At 70.3% G+C, this 15,542-nt stretch carries 14 protein-coding genes; 13 read left to right on the top strand and 1 reads right to left on the bottom strand.

The features are described 5' to 3' along the window. The first annotated feature begins 54 nt into the window (after nt 1-54). The 5 genes from OG496_RS15580 to OG496_RS15560 all read left to right on the top strand — a co-directional run bounded on the left by OG496_RS15580 (nt 55) and on the right by OG496_RS15560 (nt 5,108). Nucleotides 55-1,218 (top strand): DUF5685 family protein, encoded by a 1,164-nt coding sequence (locus OG496_RS15580; protein ID WP_405971277.1) that lies wholly within the window; start codon nt 55-57, stop codon nt 1,216-1,218. Between the two features lie 252 nt (nt 1,219-1,470). Beyond that, nucleotides 1,471-3,747, top strand: coding sequence for a nitrate- and nitrite sensing domain-containing protein (locus tag OG496_RS15575; protein WP_405971276.1), 2,277 nt, complete (start codon nt 1,471-1,473; stop codon nt 3,745-3,747). After that, nucleotides 3,744-4,172 carry a roadblock/LC7 domain-containing protein gene (locus OG496_RS15570; protein ID WP_033286269.1) on the top strand — a complete coding sequence of 143 codons (429 nt, stop codon included), beginning with the start codon at nt 3,744-3,746 and terminating at the stop codon, nt 4,170-4,172. Before OG496_RS15575 ends, OG496_RS15570 begins: the two co-directional genes overlap by 4 nt. Then, nucleotides 4,169-4,525 carry a DUF742 domain-containing protein gene (locus OG496_RS15565; protein ID WP_019059289.1) on the top strand — a complete coding sequence of 119 codons (357 nt, stop codon included), beginning with the start codon at nt 4,169-4,171 and terminating at the stop codon, nt 4,523-4,525. The genes OG496_RS15570 and OG496_RS15565 overlap by 4 nt, the downstream gene beginning before the upstream one ends. Then, nucleotides 4,509-5,108, top strand: a complete 600-nt coding sequence (locus tag OG496_RS15560; RefSeq protein WP_366497848.1) for an ATP/GTP-binding protein — start codon at nt 4,509-4,511, stop codon at nt 5,106-5,108. The genes OG496_RS15565 and OG496_RS15560 overlap by 17 nt, the downstream gene beginning before the upstream one ends. 41 nt (nt 5,109-5,149) lie before the next feature. Here OG496_RS15560 and OG496_RS15555 read toward each other — a convergent pair whose 3' ends face one another. Continuing rightward, entirely contained in the window at nt 5,150-6,106 is a 957-nt protein-coding gene (locus OG496_RS15555; RefSeq protein WP_405971275.1) for an ABC transporter substrate-binding protein, read from the bottom strand. 420 nt (nt 6,107-6,526) lie between these two features. Here OG496_RS15555 and OG496_RS15550 point away from each other — a divergent pair, with 420 nt between their 5' ends. The 8 genes from OG496_RS15550 to OG496_RS15515 all read left to right on the top strand — a co-directional run bounded on the left by OG496_RS15550 (nt 6,527) and on the right by OG496_RS15515 (nt 15,468). Further along, nucleotides 6,527-7,384: an amino acid ABC transporter permease gene (locus tag OG496_RS15550; protein WP_405971274.1), complete on the top strand. Its 858-nt coding sequence runs from the start codon at nt 6,527-6,529 to the stop codon at nt 7,382-7,384. Continuing rightward, on the top strand, nt 7,381-9,174 hold the full coding sequence (locus OG496_RS15545; protein WP_405971273.1) for an FAD/NAD(P)-binding protein: 1,794 nt from the start codon (nt 7,381-7,383) through the stop codon (nt 9,172-9,174). The genes OG496_RS15550 and OG496_RS15545 overlap by 4 nt, the downstream gene beginning before the upstream one ends. Before the next feature lie 43 nt (nt 9,175-9,217). Further along, nucleotides 9,218-9,979, top strand: coding sequence for an amino acid ABC transporter ATP-binding protein (locus OG496_RS15540; protein WP_405971272.1), 762 nt, complete (start codon nt 9,218-9,220; stop codon nt 9,977-9,979). Between the two features lie 24 nt (nt 9,980-10,003). Then, nucleotides 10,004-11,080, top strand: coding sequence for an LLM class flavin-dependent oxidoreductase (locus OG496_RS15535; protein WP_405971271.1), 1,077 nt, complete (start codon nt 10,004-10,006; stop codon nt 11,078-11,080). Next, a complete protein-coding gene (locus OG496_RS15530; RefSeq protein WP_405971270.1) occupies nt 11,077-12,411 on the top strand; it encodes an NtaA/DmoA family FMN-dependent monooxygenase in 1,335 nt (444 codons plus the stop codon). The genes OG496_RS15535 and OG496_RS15530 overlap by 4 nt, the downstream gene beginning before the upstream one ends. A 24-nt stretch (nt 12,412-12,435) precedes the next feature. After that, a complete protein-coding gene (locus OG496_RS15525) occupies nt 12,436-13,248 on the top strand; it encodes a DUF1684 domain-containing protein (protein ID WP_405971269.1) in 813 nt (270 codons plus the stop codon). A gap of 241 nt (nt 13,249-13,489) precedes the next feature. Continuing rightward, entirely contained in the window at nt 13,490-14,389 is a 900-nt protein-coding gene (locus OG496_RS15520; RefSeq protein WP_366497856.1) for a S1 family peptidase, read from the top strand. A gap of 161 nt (nt 14,390-14,550) precedes the next feature. Continuing rightward, the gene (locus tag OG496_RS15515) at nt 14,551-15,468 is read left to right on the top strand and encodes a slipin family protein (protein WP_405976632.1); all 918 of its coding nucleotides are present in this window, start codon (nt 14,551-14,553) and stop codon (nt 15,466-15,468) included. The last annotated feature ends 74 nt before the right edge of the window (nt 15,469-15,542 follow it).

Here is a 15,542-nt window from a genome sequence, read left to right as displayed (position 1 = left end):
CATATCGAACTCCGGATGCCCTGTCAGATGTCGTTCACGCCACGGGGGGTTGTCGTGTTCGGAATGGTCCGGCCCTGCAGTCACAGACTCGGTGAGAACCTCAAGACCCAGTGGATGGCGCATTTGTGCGGGCTGTGTCTCGCGCTGCGCGGGGACCACGGGCAGTTCGCGAGGGTTGTCACGAACTACGACGGTTTGCTCCTCTCGGTCCTGACGGAGGCTCAGGTCGAGCGGGCGGGCGGTGGATGGCGTCGTACGGCCGGGCCCTGCCCGTTGCGCGGGATGCGGACCGCGTCCGTCGCCCAGGGCGAGGGGGCGCGGCTCGCGGCGGCCGTATCGCTGGTGCTCGCCTCCGCCAAGGTGCGTGACCATGTCGCCGACGGGGACGGCCTGCTGGCCCGCAGGCCGGTGGCGCTGGCCGCGCGGCGGGTCGCCGGGAGCTGGGGGCGGGCCGGGGCGCGCACCGGTTCCGCGGTCGGGTTCGACGCCGCCGTACTCGTCGACGCCGTGGAGCGGCAGTTCGGCATCGAGTCCCTGGCCGGACCCGGGACGCCGATCCTGACCGTCACCGAACCGACCGAGACCGCCACGGCGGCCGCCTTCGCGCACACCGCGGTCCTGGCCGGACGGCCCGGCAACGCCGTACCGCTGGCCGAGGCCGGACGCCTCTTCGGGCGGCTCGCGCATCTCCTGGACGCCGTGGAGGACAAGGAGACCGACGCCGCGGCGGGCGCCTGGAACCCCCTCACGGCGACCGGCACCCCGCTCACCGAGGCCCGCCGGCTCGCCGACGACGCGCTGCACGGGATACGGCTCGCGCTGCGGGAGGCCGAGTTCGTGGACGGCAAGCTGGCGCACCTGCTCCTCGCGCACGAGCTGGGGCGCTCGGTGGACCGGGCCTTCGGCACCCAGTCGTGCGGGCATGGACCGGAGGGCGCGTTCGGGCCGCCGCGGACTCCGTACCTGCCGGGCGATCCGCGGCACGACGGCCATCCCTACGGCGGTGAGCCTCCGCGGCCCGACGGGCGCGGGTTCTGGGCCGGGTGTGCCGTAGCCCTCGGGCTGTGCTGCACCTGCAAGGTGTGCTGCGCCGACGAGTTCGAAGGGCCGTGGTCGGGGCGGCGGCGCGAGGGATGCTGTTCGAGCTGCGACTGCTCGTGCTGTGACGCGTGCGAATGCTGCGAATGTTGTGAATGTCTGTCGTGCTGCGACTGCTGAATATGCCGGGCGCCGCGACCTGTTGACCGTGACGGGTCGTCACCGCCGTTGTATACGCGCTACTTGAGGATCATGGCCGACCTGCGAGGTCGGCCATGATCCTGTTTCAGGGCGGTAAAACAAAAACATGATCCGGTGACCGGTGTGCCGTGCGTGTCGTTGGGCGGGAGCAGAACCATTTCTGCCCCGGGTTCGATCCCTGATCGACCCTGATCAACCCCGATCAACTCGCCACCCACTTAAGGCACTTCAGTGGACGTCACAACAAAAGCGACCACCAGCATCCGCACCAGGCTGCTGAGGATTCTGGTCCTCGCCCTCGCGGTCCTGCTCGCCCTGCTCGGTATCGCGGCCGCCGACCAGATCTCCGCCTATCGCAACGCCTCCGCGACCGCCGACAACGCCCGCCTGGAAATCACCCTCCAGGGACTCGTGCACGAACTGCAGAAGGAGCGCGGGCTCACCACCGGATACGTCGGCGGCGTCCAGCAGTTCAGCGCCAAGCTCCCCGCGCAGCGCAAGGCGACCGACGCCGCGCGCGAGCAGTTGGACGTCGCCCTGAAGGGGCGTGAGGACTCCGCCGCCGGTTCCGTGCGCGAGTCCCTCGGCCGGCTCGACGGCCTCGTCGGCATCCGCAAGGACGCCGACGACGGCACCGGTGTGGTGAAGGACACCTTCGACTACTTCACCACCACGATCACCGTCCTCGACCGGCTCGACCTCGGCCTCGAAGACGTCCACGACGGCAACCTGCGCGACGCCTACCAGGCGCTCCAAGTCCTCGGCAACGCCAAGGAGTTCACCGGCGAGGAGCGCGCCATCGTGCTCGGCTCCGTGCGTGCCGGGAAGTTCCGCGGCGACGACTACAGCCGGTTCATGGAGATCCGTGCCGGACGCCTCGCCGCCCTCGACGCCTTCCCCCGGTCAGCCACCGCCGTACAGGAACGGCGCCTGAACACCGCCCTGACCACGCCCGACGCCGAGCGCGCGCTGGCGTACGAGAGCAAGGCGGTGCACGGCACCGGGAAGCTGAAGTCGAGCGCGATCCCGCCCATGGCCTGGTGGGACTCCATGACCTCCACCATCAACGGGATGCGGAACGTCCAGATCACCCTCGGCACCGATGTCGAGAACCGCGCCGCCCAGTTGGAGAGTTCGGCCCAGCGCGACCTGCTGCTGTTCCTGCTGCTCGCCCTCGCCACGGTCGTCGCGCTCGGCGCGCTGGCCCTCGACTGCGTACGGTCCGTCTCCACGCCGCTCGTCGAACTCGCCCGGCAGGCACGGGAAGTGGCCGGGAGCCGGCTGCCGCAGGCCGTGGCCGCCGTACAGGACGGGTCGTCCGGGGCGGCGCCGAAGCCGCCCGCTCCGCTCGCCGTCGCCGACAAGGCGGGAGCCGAAGTGCGGGAGGTGGCCGACGCGTTCGACCGGGTGCAGCGGTCCGCCTTCGAACTCGCCACCGAGCAGGCTGTGTTGCGGCGCAACGCCACCGACTCCCTGGTCAGCCTGGGGCGTCGCAACCAGAACCTGGTGCGCCGTCAGATCAGCTTCATCAACAAGCTGGAGCACGAGGACGCCGACCCCGCGACCCTCGCCAACCTCTTCGAACTCGACCACCTGGCCACCCGTATGCGCCGCAACGCCGAAAGCCTCCTCGTGCTCGCCGGAGAGTCCAGCCCCCGCCCCTGGTCCACGCCGCTGGCCGTCAACGACGTGCTGCGCGCCGCGCTGTCCGAGGTCGAGGAGTACCGCCGGGTCACCCTGCGCCGGATCGAGCCCGCGTTCGTCACCGGCTCCGTCGTCGTCGAGATCGCCCACCTGCTCGCCGAGTTGGTGGAGAACGCGCTGAGCTTCTCGCCGCCGGACTCCGACGTGGAGATCGAGGGGCGGCGCACCAGCGCCGGGTATCTGGTCGCGATCGTCGACCACGGCTTCGGCATGGACAACCAGGCCCTCGCCGAGGCCAACGTACGGCTCTCCGGCACCGCCAGCTTCATGGCCGAACCCACCCGGTTCCTGGGCCACTTCGTGGTCGGCGCGCTCGCCCGCAAGTGCGGTATCGAGGTACGGCTCGGCGAGGCACCGGCGGCCGGTGTGGTCGCCCGGGTGCTGATCCCCGCGGGGCTGTTGACGGAGGCTCCGCAGGGCAAGGCCGCGGACCAGCCGGTGCTGCCGGCGCCGCGCAAGGAGGAGGACGCCGTGGAGCCGGTGACCGTCGCCGCCGGGTCGAAGCCCGTCGAGAGCAAGGCCTCCGGCTCCAAGGGCGGCACCTCCGCCTCCCGTACCCGCAACGGACTCGTCAAGCGCCCGCGGCGCAGCGCGATTTCGGAGGCCGTCACCGAGACGGACCGGCCCAGCCGCCCGGCACCCACCGGACCGAGTGCCGACCGCAGCCCCGAGGAGGTCTCCGGAATGCTCTCCACCCTGCGCAGCGCCCACATGCGCGGCGGCATCAGCGTGGAGAAGGAGAAGGAGAAGGCCAAGAAATCCGCCGGACGCAACGCCGGACACAACGAGGGTGACGTCAAGTGACCACTGTCGACACTCCACACGACTCGCAGACCTTCAACTGGCTGCTCGCCAACTTCGTCAAGAGCACCGACGGCGTACGCGACGCGGTCGCCGTCTCCTCCGACGGGCTGCTGATCGCCGTGTCGGACGGGCTCGGGCGGACCGAGGCCGACCATCTCGCCGCGATCGTCTCGGGGTTGAGCAGTCTGGCGCGCAGCGCGTCCAAGCGGTACAGCTTCGACGGGGTCAAGCTCATCATGATCGAGATGGGGCGCGGTTTCCTGCTCGTCTCGGCGATCCGGGACGGCAGCTGTCTCGGCGTCCTCGCCGACAGCAGCGGTGAACTGGGCCTGGTCGGCTACGAGATGGCGGTGCTCGCGGAGCGGGCGGGTGATCTGCTCACCCCGACGCTCATCGCCGATCTGCGGCAGGCGTTGCCACGGTGAACGGTGAACAGCCCAGAGACGTAGAACCTGACGAGGACGCGACGTTCGTCCGGCCGTTCATCATCACCGGCGGCCGGTCCGAGCCTCTCCAGGCCGATCTGCGGCTGGAGACGCTGGTCGTCGCCGTCGGCGTGCCGGATCCGTCGCTCACCTTCGAGCGGCGCCACATCGTCGCGGTGTGCGAACAGCCGACGACCGTCGCCGAGGTGGCGCACCGGGTCGGCGTACCCCTCGGAGTGGCCAAGGTGCTCATCTCCGACCTCGTCGTCGCCGGGCAACTCGCCTGCCGGCAACCCGCGGAGCTGCCGCTCCCGATGCTCGAAAGGATCAGGGACCATGTCCGGGCGCTCTGACAAGATCGTGCCGCTGGCCGTGAAGATCGTGGTCAGCGGCGGCCTCGGGGTCGGCAAGACCACGTTCATCGGGGCCATTTCGGAGATCGAACCCCTCGACACGGAGGCGGCGATCACCCAAGTCTCCGTCGGTGTCGACTCGTTGGAGGGTGTCGAGGCGAAGACCACCACGACCGTCGCCCTCGACTTCGGGCGGATCACGCTCGACCCGACGATCGCGCTGTATCTGTTCGGGACACCCGGGCAGGACCGGTTCTCCTTCCTCTGGGACGACTTGGTGGAGGGCGCGCTCGGCACGGTGGTCCTCGTGGACACCCGGCGGATCGAGGACTGTTTCCCCGCGGTCGACTACTTCGAGTCGCAGGGCGCGCCGTTCGTCCTCGCGGTGAACCGGTTCGACGGGGCGGAGCGGTTCGACGTGGACGAGGTGCGGGAGGCGCTGGGGCTGGGTGCGGATGTGCCGGTGCTGGAGTGCGACGCGCGTGAACGGGGCTCTGTACGGGACGTGTTGGGGGCGTTGATGGACCGGGTGATCGGGGTCCGGGCCACACCACGTCGTCGTTCGGCCGCCCTGTCGCGATAGGGGAGCAGGGGGCCGGTCCGCGAACTCGGCCCCCCGCACGCCTAGTTCTTCAGTTCCGGCGGCGAGATCCGCGACTTCGCGATCGCCGAACCCGTCGTCCCCCACTTCTTCAGGATCTTGTCGTACGTCCCGTCCGCGATGAGCTTGTTCACCGCCGCCTGGAACGCCGGTGCCAGTTTCGTGCCCTTCTTGAAGGCGAAGCCGACGTCCAGGCGGTGGAACTCGTTGAGGAACTTGACGCCGGTCTGCTGGGCGACGGCGTAGCGCAGGCCGTTGATCGTGGACATCACGACGTCGCTGCGGCCCTGTTGGAGGGACGACCAGATCGCGCCGGACTCGCTGTAGGTCTGCACGCTGTACGCCTTCTTGCCGGCGTCCGTGCAGACCTTCTTGTTCTCCTCAAGGGTGGCCTCGAAGGTGGTGCCCGCTCCGGTCGCGACGTTCAGGCCGCAGAGCTGCTTGAGGTCGGTGATCTTGGCGAGCTTGCTGTCCTTGCGGGTGGCGAAGCCCTGGCCGTCGTTGATGTAGGTGACGAAGTCGATCGTCTTGCGGCGCTCGTCGGTCACGCCGAAGTTGCTGGCGCCGAAGTCGTACTTGCCGCTGTCGAGGGCCGGCAGGATCGCCTCGAAACTCGCCTGTTCCGTCTTGAGCCTGATGCCGAGGACCTTCGCCACGGCGTCCGCGAAGTCGACGTCCTGGCCGGTCAGCGTCTTGCCGTCGTCCAGGTAGGTCGTACCGGGTGGTGTGCCGCCGACGGCCACCGCCACGGTCAGGCTCGTGGTGCCGGACGGGAGCAGCTTGGCCGCCGCCGTGTCCTTCGGGATGGTCGAGACGACGTCCGTGGTGGGGATCTTGTCGGCCTTGGCCGCTGCCGCGTTCGCCGTGGTGCCGCTCGCGTCGTCCGAGCCGGAACCGCAGGCCGTGAGCAGCAGGGCCGCCGAGGTGATCAGGGCAAAGGGTGCGAAATGCCGATAACGGGTGCGCGTGGGCGTACGCATCGTGTGCGGTCTCCTGAGAGCAAGAGTGAGCAGAACCCGAGGGGAGGGTGAGGGGTGCGCGTGTGAAGGCGGAGGGAGGTGCGGGGGAGAACGCGAGAAGCGCCCGATCAGGCGGGAGAACCGGGGATCAGGGCGTGCAGTGGGTCAGCTCAACAGGAAGAGGACCACACTCGACCGAAGTCGATGTGGGAGCGCTTGACCAGCCACTGCTGTGGATGCATGGAGTAAGTGGAACAGGCATCCGGTTGGGCGTCAACCGACTTGAGACGTACCGCTCACAGTATGGACAGCCTTGACAGCGAGGGGAAACGGCGCCGTACCCTCGGTGCACGGCCTGCTGAGGGGCTCGGCCGTACGGCGCCACGCGGCGTTCCGTGTGAAGGCATTACCCGTGTTCGACCGACGTCACGGAGTCTTCGCATGTCTTCCCACACCCTTGCCGAAGCGTCCGCCGCACCGGACATACCGGAGCCGGCCGGCGCCCCGCGGATCGTCCCGCAGCGCCGTCTCGGCCAGTGGGCGGCCGCCGTCGCCGTACTGATCCTGCTCGGGCTCGCCGTCACCTCCGTCGTGCGCAACCAGGCGTTCCAGTGGGGCGTGGTCGGCGACTACTTCACCTCGGACTCCGTGCTGCGCGGCCTGTGGCTCACCCTGTGGCTGACGGCCGTGGTGATGGTGCTCGGCTTCGTCCTCGGCGCACTGCTCGCGGCGGCCCGGCTGTCCGCCAATCCCGTGCTGCGCGGCGTCAGTTGGGGCTACGTCTGGCTGTTCCGGTCGATCCCGATCCTGGTGCAGCTGCTGCTCTGGTTCAACATCGGGGCGCTGTACCCGCAGTTGCTCGGCGTGAAGACCGTCAACCTGTTCACTCCGATCGCGGTCGCGATCATCGGACTCACCCTGCACGAGGCCGCCTACGCCGCCGAGGTCGTCCGGGGCGGCATCCTCTCCGTCGACCGCGGCCAGGTCGAGGCCGCGCAGGCGCTCGGGCTGAGCCGGTGGCGCCGCTGGTGGCGGATCGTGCTGCCGCAGGCGATGCGCTCCATCGTGCCGCCCGCCGGGAACATGCTCATCGGCACCCTCAAGGGCACCTCGATCGTCAGCGTCATCGCCGTCCAAGACCTGCTGTTCTCCGTGCAGTTGGTCTACCACCGCACCTACCAGGTGATCCCGCTGCTGATGGTCGCCACCATCTGGTACACCGTCGTCACCTCGGTGCTCAGCGTCGGCCAGTACTACGTCGAGAAGCACTACGCGCGCGGCTCGGAGCGCACCCGATGAGCGCGGACAGGCGGACACTCGTCATCGTCGGGGCCGGGCCGCGGGGGACCGGTCTCATCGAGCGCATCGCCGCCAACGCGCCTGAGCTGTACGCCGGTTCGGGCGCCGAAGGCACTGAAGGTCCCGAGGGCCTCGACATCCACCTCGTCGACCCCCATCCGCCGGGCGCCGGACGCATCTGGCGCGCGGCCCAGTCGCCGCTGCTGTGGATGAACTCGCACGCCGAGGACGTCACCATGTTCACCGACGAGACGGTGGTCATGGACGGTCCGGTACGCCCCGGCCCCACGCTGCACGAATGGGCCGCCATCGAGGGCAGCACCTTCGCCGACCGCCAGCTCCAGGGCTCCTACCTGCGCTGGGTGCACGAGGAGTCCGTGGCCGCGCTCCCGCCGGGCGTCACCGTCCACCACCACCCCCAGCGGGCCCTCAGGATCAGCGGCCCGCGCGACGGACGCCAGCAGGTCTGGCTGGAGGGCAGCCCGAACCCGCTCCCCGCCGACCTCGTCGTCCTCGCCCTCGGCCACCTCGACGCCGAACTGGACGAGGACCAGCGGGAGTTGGCGGCGTACGCCCGCGCCCACGACCTGGTCCATCTGCCGCCCGACTTCACCGCCGACAGTGACCTCTCCGCCCTCGCCCCCGGCGAACCCGTCCTCGTCCGCGGCTTCGGCCTCGCCTTCGTCGACCTGATGGTCCTGCTCACGGAGGGGAGGGGCGGACGCTACGACGGCGACACCTACGTCCCCTCGGGGCAGGAGCCGGTGCTGTACGTCGGGTCGCGGCGCGGAGTGCCGTACCACTCGAAGATCGGTTACGAGTGGAGCGGTGAACGGCCGCCGCTGCCACGGTTCTTCGGGCCCGCCGAGGTCGACGCGATACTTGCGCAGCCGGAGGGGTTCGACTTCCGGCGGGACGTATGGCCGCTGATCGAGAAGGAGTTGGGGTTCGCGCACTACCACCGGCTGTTCGGTGTGCACCCCGAGCGGACGAGCATCGCCTGGACCGACTTCGAGGAGAAGTACGCGGCCGGTGAGGCGGCGGACCGCGAGGCCCTCGTGGCGTCCGCCGTGCCCGACCCCGCCGACCGGCTCGACCTCGCGGCACTCGACCACCCGCTGGACGGGGTGCGCTACGCGTCGCACGAGGAGTTCCAGGAGGGGCTACGGGCTTATGTGGAAGGGGATCTGAGCCGCCGTCATGATCCCTCCAACAGCCCCGACCTGGCCGTCTTCCTCGGACTGCTCTCCGTCTACGGGCAGTTGATCCGGCTCGGTGACGTCGGACCCTGGTGGCACGGCTTCTTCAGCTATCTCGCCTCCGGGCCGCCCGGACCCCGGCTGCGCCAACTCCTCGCGCTGTCCCGGGCCGGCGTCGTGCGGTTCGTGGGCGCAGACATGGCCGTAGCCGCCGAGGGCGGGGTGTTCCGGGCGTCGAGCGCGACCGTGCCGGGTGTGACGATCGAGGCGCGGGCGCTGGTCGAGGCGCGGTTGCCGGAGCCCACGGTGGGGCGATCCGTCGATCCGCTGCTGCGTGAACTGCACGCCGACGGGGCCGTGGTGGAGAGTCCCGAAGGGCTGCTGCGGGTGGACCGCACCGACGGGCGGGTCCTCGGCCGGGACGGGCAGCCGCATCCCCGGCGGTTCGCGCTCGGGCCCTACACCGACGTACGGACGCCCGGCGCCTTCACCCGGCCGCGCACCGGCGGGCCGGCCTTCCGGCAGAACGACGCCACCGCGCGCGCCGTGCTGGCGTTCCTGCGGGACCTCGCGTGTCGGGCCTCCGTGTAGCCCCCGACCGCCAACTCCGCTGCCAGTACAAGGGATTCACACCATGACCGTCATGGTCGACATCAGGTCCGTCCACAAGAGTTTCGGGTCGCTCGACGTGCTCAAGGGCATCGACCTCGCGGTGCGCGCGGGCGAAGTCACCGTGATCCTGGGCCCGTCGGGGTCCGGCAAGTCGACGCTGCTGCGCACCATCAACCACCTGGAGAAGGTCGACCAGGGCACGATCAGCGTCGACGGCACGCTCGTCGGCTACCGGCGCTCCGGCGACAAGCTGTACGAACTGCGTGAGCGCGAGGTGCTGAAGCAGCGCACCCGGATCGGGTTCGTGTTCCAGAACTTCAACCTCTTCCCGCACCTCACCGTGCTGGACAACATCATCGAGGCACCGGTCTCCGCGCTGAAGCGCCCCCGCAGAGCGGCAGTTGAGAGCGCGCGCCGGCTCCTCGACCGGGTGGGGCTCGCCGACAAGGCCGACGCCTACCCGAAGCAGCTCTCCGGTGGGCAGCAGCAGCGGGTCGCGATCGCCCGCGCGCTGGCCCTGGAGCCGAGACTGCTGCTCTTCGACGAACCGACCTCCGCGCTCGACCCCGAGCTGGTCGGTGAAGTCCTCGACGTCATCAGGGACTTGGCCCACCAGGGCACCACGATGATCGTCGTCACCCACGAGATCGGCTTCGCCCGCGAGGTCGCCGACACCGTCGTCTTCATGGACGACGGCCGGATCGTCGAGCAGGGCGCCCCGGCCGACGTACTCGACCGACCCCGGCACGAACGCACCCGGACCTTCCTCTCCAAGGTGCTGTGACGTGCGCAGAAAGGGACTCCCCACATGACCTCCTCGCACGGCCGGGGCCTGCATCTGGCCGCCGCCGTCGACCAGCGGTCGGCCTACGACGCCGACTCCTACGTCGCGTTGGCGCGGCTCGCCGAGAGCGGCGGCCTCGACTTCGTGACGCTCGACGACACCTTCGCGCGCCCCGGCCCCGACGCCCTCGCCGTGCTGTCCTGGGTCGCCCCGGCGACCGACCGGATCGGCCTGGTGCCGACCGTGACCACCACGCACACCGAGCCCTTCCATGTGCAGGCCGCGGTCGCGACCCTCGACTGGGTCAGCCGGGGCCGGGCCGGCTGGCGGCTCGACGTGTCGACCACCGAGGGCGAGGCCCGCCTCTTCGGCCGCCGGCACGCCGCGCCCGCCGACGCGTTGTGGCAGGAAGCAGGTGAAGTCGCCGATGTGGCCGCCCAGTTGTGGGACAGCTGGGAGGACGACGCCGAGATACGGGACACGGCCACCGGCCGTTTCGTCGACCGCGACAAGCTGCATCACGTCGACTTCGAGGGCTCCGAGTTCTCGGTCAAGGGCCCCTCGATCGTGCCCAGACCACCGCAGGGCCACCCCGTCCGCGTGGTCGACGCCACCGAGGGCCAGGCCCGGCGGACGGCCGCCCGGTACGCCGATGTGGCCCTCGTCCGCGCGGCGAGCTCCGCGCAGGCCGGGGCCGTACGGGCCGAACTGCGGGCGTCCGCCGAGAAGTTCGGCCGCGACCCGGACACCCTGCGGGTCCTGGTGAGCCTCGTCGTCGACCTCGGTGACGGCGAGCACGCGGCCGAACCGGGCCACGGCGGGGGCGGCCCCCGGCAGACCGCGCACGGCCCGCTGTACCGGGGCGGCCCGGTCGACCTCGCGGAGCTGATCGCCGGCTGGCACGGCGACCGTACCGTCGACGGCTTCCACCTCACGCCCGTCGAGCCCCGACGCGACCTGGAACGGCTCGTCAACGGAACGGTCGCGCTGCTCCAACACCGGGGCCTGTTCCGCACGTTCTACCCGGGCAGCACGCTCAGGGAGCACCTGGGCCTGGCCCGGCCCGCCAACCGGTACGCCGTGACCGGGGGAGCGTCATGACCGTACGGAGGCCTTCTCGCCGGCAGATCCATCTGGCCGCGCACTTCCCCGGCGTCAACAGCACCACCGTGTGGGCCGATCCGCGGTCGAGGTCCCAGATCGCGTTCTCCTCCTTCGAGCATCTCGCCCGCACCGCCGAACGCGGCCTCTTCGACTTCTTCTTCCTCGCCGAGGGGCTGCGACTGCGCGAACACAAGGGCCGTGTCCACGACTTGGACGTCGTCGGCCGCCCGGAGTCCCTCACGGTCCTCAACGCGCTCGCCGCCGTCACCGAGCGGATCGGGCTGGCCGCCACCGTCAACGCGACCTTCAACGAGCCGTACGAACTCGCCCGCAGACTGGCCACGTTGGACCATCTCAGTGGAGGCCGCGCCGCCTGGAACGTGGTGACCTCGTCGGACGCCTTCACCGGTGAGAACTTCCGGCGCGGGGGATACCTCGACCGTGCGGACCGCTACACCCGGGCGGCCGAATTCGTCGCCGTGGCAAGGGAGTTGTGGGACTCCTGGACCCCGGACGGACTGTCCCGCCCCTTCGCCCACCGGGGCCAACACTTCGACATCGCGGGCGAGTTCACCGTGCCGCGCTCACCTCAGGGGCACCCGGTCGTCATCCAGGCCGGGGACTCGGGGGAGGGGCGGGAGTTCGCGGCGCGGACCGCCGACGTCATCTTCACGCGGCACGGCACGCTGGAGGACGGCCGCGCCTTCTACGCCGACGTGAAGGGACGCCTCGCCAAGTACGGCCGTAGCGCGGACGACCTCAAGATCATGCCCGGCGTCAGCGTCGTCCTCGGCGACACCGCGGCCGAGGCGCAGGAGCGGGCCGCCGAGATCCGGCGGCAGCAGGTCTCCCCGCAGAACGCGATCCTCGCCCTGGAACAGATCTGGGGCACGGACCTCTCCTCCTACGACCCCGACGGCCCGTTCCCCGACTCCGACCCGGTGCCGGAATCGTCGATCACCCAGGGGCGGACCCGGCGCGGCGACACCGTCGCGATGGCCGAGAAGTGGCGGGCCCTGTCCCGCGAGAAGGGGCTGTCCATCCGGCAGACCGTGATCGAGGCGAGCGGCCGGCAGTCCTTCATCGGCACCCCGGAGGCGGTCGCCGCCGAGCTGGAGACCTTCGTACGACAGGACGCCGCCGACGGCTTCATCCTCGTGCCGCATCTCACCCCCGGCGGCCTCGACGAGTTCGTGGACCGGGTGGTGCCGCTGCTCCAGGAACGTGGCGCGTTCCGCACGGAATACCGGGGTACGACCCTGCGCTCACATCTCGGGCTCCCCGACCCGGCAGACAGGGAAGGGGTGACCGCGCGACGACAGGACTGAGCGCACGACGATGGAGCTGACGGCATGACCTCGGACGCGGCCGACGAGTGGAAGCGGTGGCACGAGCACCGCATGGAGACGGTGTCGGGTCCCTACGGACCTCTTGCCCTGACCGGCACGCACTGGCTGGAGGACCACCCGGACGGGCACCTTCCGGACATCCCCGGCGTATGGGTCCTCGACGGTGAGGTCGACGCCGATGCCGGTCCGGTGGTCCTCACCGCGACGGCGGCCGACGGACTGACCCTCGACGGGGAACCCTTCACCGGCTCGGTCCGCCTCGGCGCGGACACCGGCCCGGTGAGCACGGCCCGCGTCGGCCTCGGCGGGCGCGGGCTGGTCGTCCTGGTCCGCGAGGGCGTCTGGGGCGTGCGTGACTACGACCCCGGCTCGGCGGCGCGGCGCGCGTTCCGGGGCGTCGAGGTCACGCCGTACCGGCCGCGCTGGTCGGTGCCGGGGCGCTTCACGCCGTACGGCGCGCGGCGCACCGTGCGCGTCGGCACGGCGGACGGTGTCGAACGCGGGCTCGGGCTCGCGGGTGAACTCGCCTTCCGGCTCGACGGGTTGGAGGTGACCTTGCAGGTGGCGGTGCAGGGCGACGGGAAGTTGTGGGCGGTGTTCGCCGACTCCACGAGCGGGGACGGCAGTTACCGGTTCCGGTTCCTGTACCCGGCGGCGCCCGACGCGGAGGGGCGCACGACGGTCGACTTCAACCGGGCCGTGCTCCCGCCGTGCGCGTTCGCCGACCATTTCATCTGCCCTTTCCCGCCGCCCGGGAATACGCTGGGCCTCGCGATCGAGGCGGGGGAGCGCATCCTTCGGCAGGCGGGGCGTTGACCTGCGGCGGGCTGTGTTTCGGCCCACTGTGCCCGGGTGATCAACTCGCGTAGATCGTGGGCCAGTTGAAGGCCGTACGGCCGAAAGGCGCCCTTGCGCCCATCGGCCGGGCGGCCGAATACTCCCCCACAGCGCTTGTCAGGAGCACGGCGTGTTCGAAAAGCGGACGGCCGACCCCGACTGCGCCTCACGGGCCCCGACCCCACGCGGGCCCCCGAATTCCCCTAGGAGGGAACGAAACGTGAGGATCAAGCGCACCACCCCGCGCAGCGGAATCGCGAGACGGACCAGGCTGATCGCCGTGGCCACCGGATTCGCCGCCGCTGCCGCGTTCGCCGTCCCCACCGCGAGCGCCAGTGACGCCCGGACGTTCAGCGCGACCCAGCTCTCCGCGGCCAACTCGTCCGTGCTCAAGGCCGATGTCCCGGGCACCGCCTGGGCGGTCGACAGCACGACGAACCGTGTCGTCGTCACCGTCGACAGCACGGTCTCCCAGGCCGAGATCGCGAAGATCAAGTCGCAGGCGGGCAGCACCGCCGACGCGATCACCATCAAGCACACCGCCGGTCAGTTCAAGAAGCTGATCACCGGTGGCGACGCCATCTACGGCGGCGCGTACCGCTGCTCGCTCGGCTTCAACGTGCACAGCGGGAGCACGTACTACTTCCTGACCGCCGGCCACTGCGGTGAGGTCGCCTCGACCTGGTACTCCAACTCGGGGCACACCACGACGCTGGGCACGAACGTCGGCTACAGCTTCCCGACCAACGACTTCGCGCTGGTCAGGTACACCAACACCTCGATCGCGCACCCGAGCGCGGTCGGCAGCCAGACCATCTCCAGCGCGGCCACGCCGAGCGTGGGCACCACCGTCTACCGGCGCGGCTCCACCACCGGCACGCACAGCGGCCGGGTCACCGCCCTGAACACCACCGTCAACTACGGCAGCGGCGACATCGTGTACCAGATGATCCAGACCACCGTCTGCGCCGAAGGCGGCGACAGCGGCGGTCCTCTGTACGCCGGCACCGTGGCCTACGGTCTGACCTCGGGCGGCAGCGGCGACTGCACCTCCGGCGGCACGACCTTCTTCCAGCCGGTCACCGAGGCGCTGAGCTACTACGGCGTGAGCGTCGGCTGACGCCCGCCTGAACGTCTTCCGCTCCGGACTGCAGCCGGCGGAATGCGAGCCCCCGTACGCAACTGGCGTGCGGGGGCTCGCTCTTGTGCGTCGCCTGGAGTTACCGTCGTGGGTATCGGAGAAGGCACCTGATGCGCCACGTCGGACCCTGGGGGGCCGTGATGGTCGAGGAGCTGGTGACGGCGGGAGTGACACTCGCGTCCGTCGGAGTGGTGTACGCGATGGCGGCCGCGCGGGTCGTCAAACAGTACGAGCGGGGCGTGGTGTTCCGGCTCGGCAGGCTGCGGCCCGAGGTGCGCGGGGCCGGCTTCACGATGGTCGTCCCGTTCGTGGACAAGCTCCGCAAGGTCAACATGCAGATCGTGACGATGCCCGTGCCCGCGCAGGAGGGCATCACCCGCGACAACGTGACGGTCCGGGTGGACGCGGTCGTCTATTTCAAGGTCATCGACGCGGCGGACGCGTTGGTGAAGGTCGAGGACTACAAGTTCGCCGTCTCGCAGATGGCACAGACCTCGCTCAGGTCGATCATCGGCAAGAGTGACCTCGACGACCTGCTCTCCAACCGCGAAAAGCTCAACCAGGGCCTGGAGTTGATGATCGACAGCCCGTCCGTCGGCTGGGGCGTGCAGATCGACCGGGTCGAGATCAAGGATGTGTCGCTGCCCGAGACGATGAAGCGGTCGATGGCCCGGCAGGCCGAGGCCGACCGTGAACGCCGGGCCCGGATCATCAACGCGGACGCCGAGTTGCAGGCATCGAAGAAGCTGGCGGAGGCCGCCGGCGTGATGTCCGAACAGCCCGCGGCGCTCCAACTCCGGCTGCTGCAAACGGTGGTGGCGGTCGCGGCCGAGAAGAACTCGACGCTGGTGCTGCCGTTCCCGGTCGAGCTGCTGCGGTTCCTGGAGCGAGCGGCCCCGGCTCCGGCCGCCCCGGCCGCTCCTGCCGCGCCCGCAGTGTCCGCGGCACCCGTGACGCCGGTTGCTCCTGTGGCGCCGCAACCGGTGCACGAGCAACTTCCGCCCGCCGAGCCTCAGTCGGATCCGGACTCCGAGGGATCGATTTCAAGACAGGACTAGACCTCACCGGCTGATGAGCGTTACTCGCGCCGAGTGTTTGCAGTGCGAATGGCCTGGGATGACCGTGGACAGTC

The organism is Streptomyces sp. NBC_00988 (genome assembly GCF_045162645.1).
Taxonomy (GTDB): Bacteria; Actinomycetota; Actinomycetes; order Streptomycetales; family Streptomycetaceae; genus Streptomyces.
Note: the sequence above shows the minus strand (reverse complement) of the source record. Positions and strands in the feature narration are given on the sequence as shown.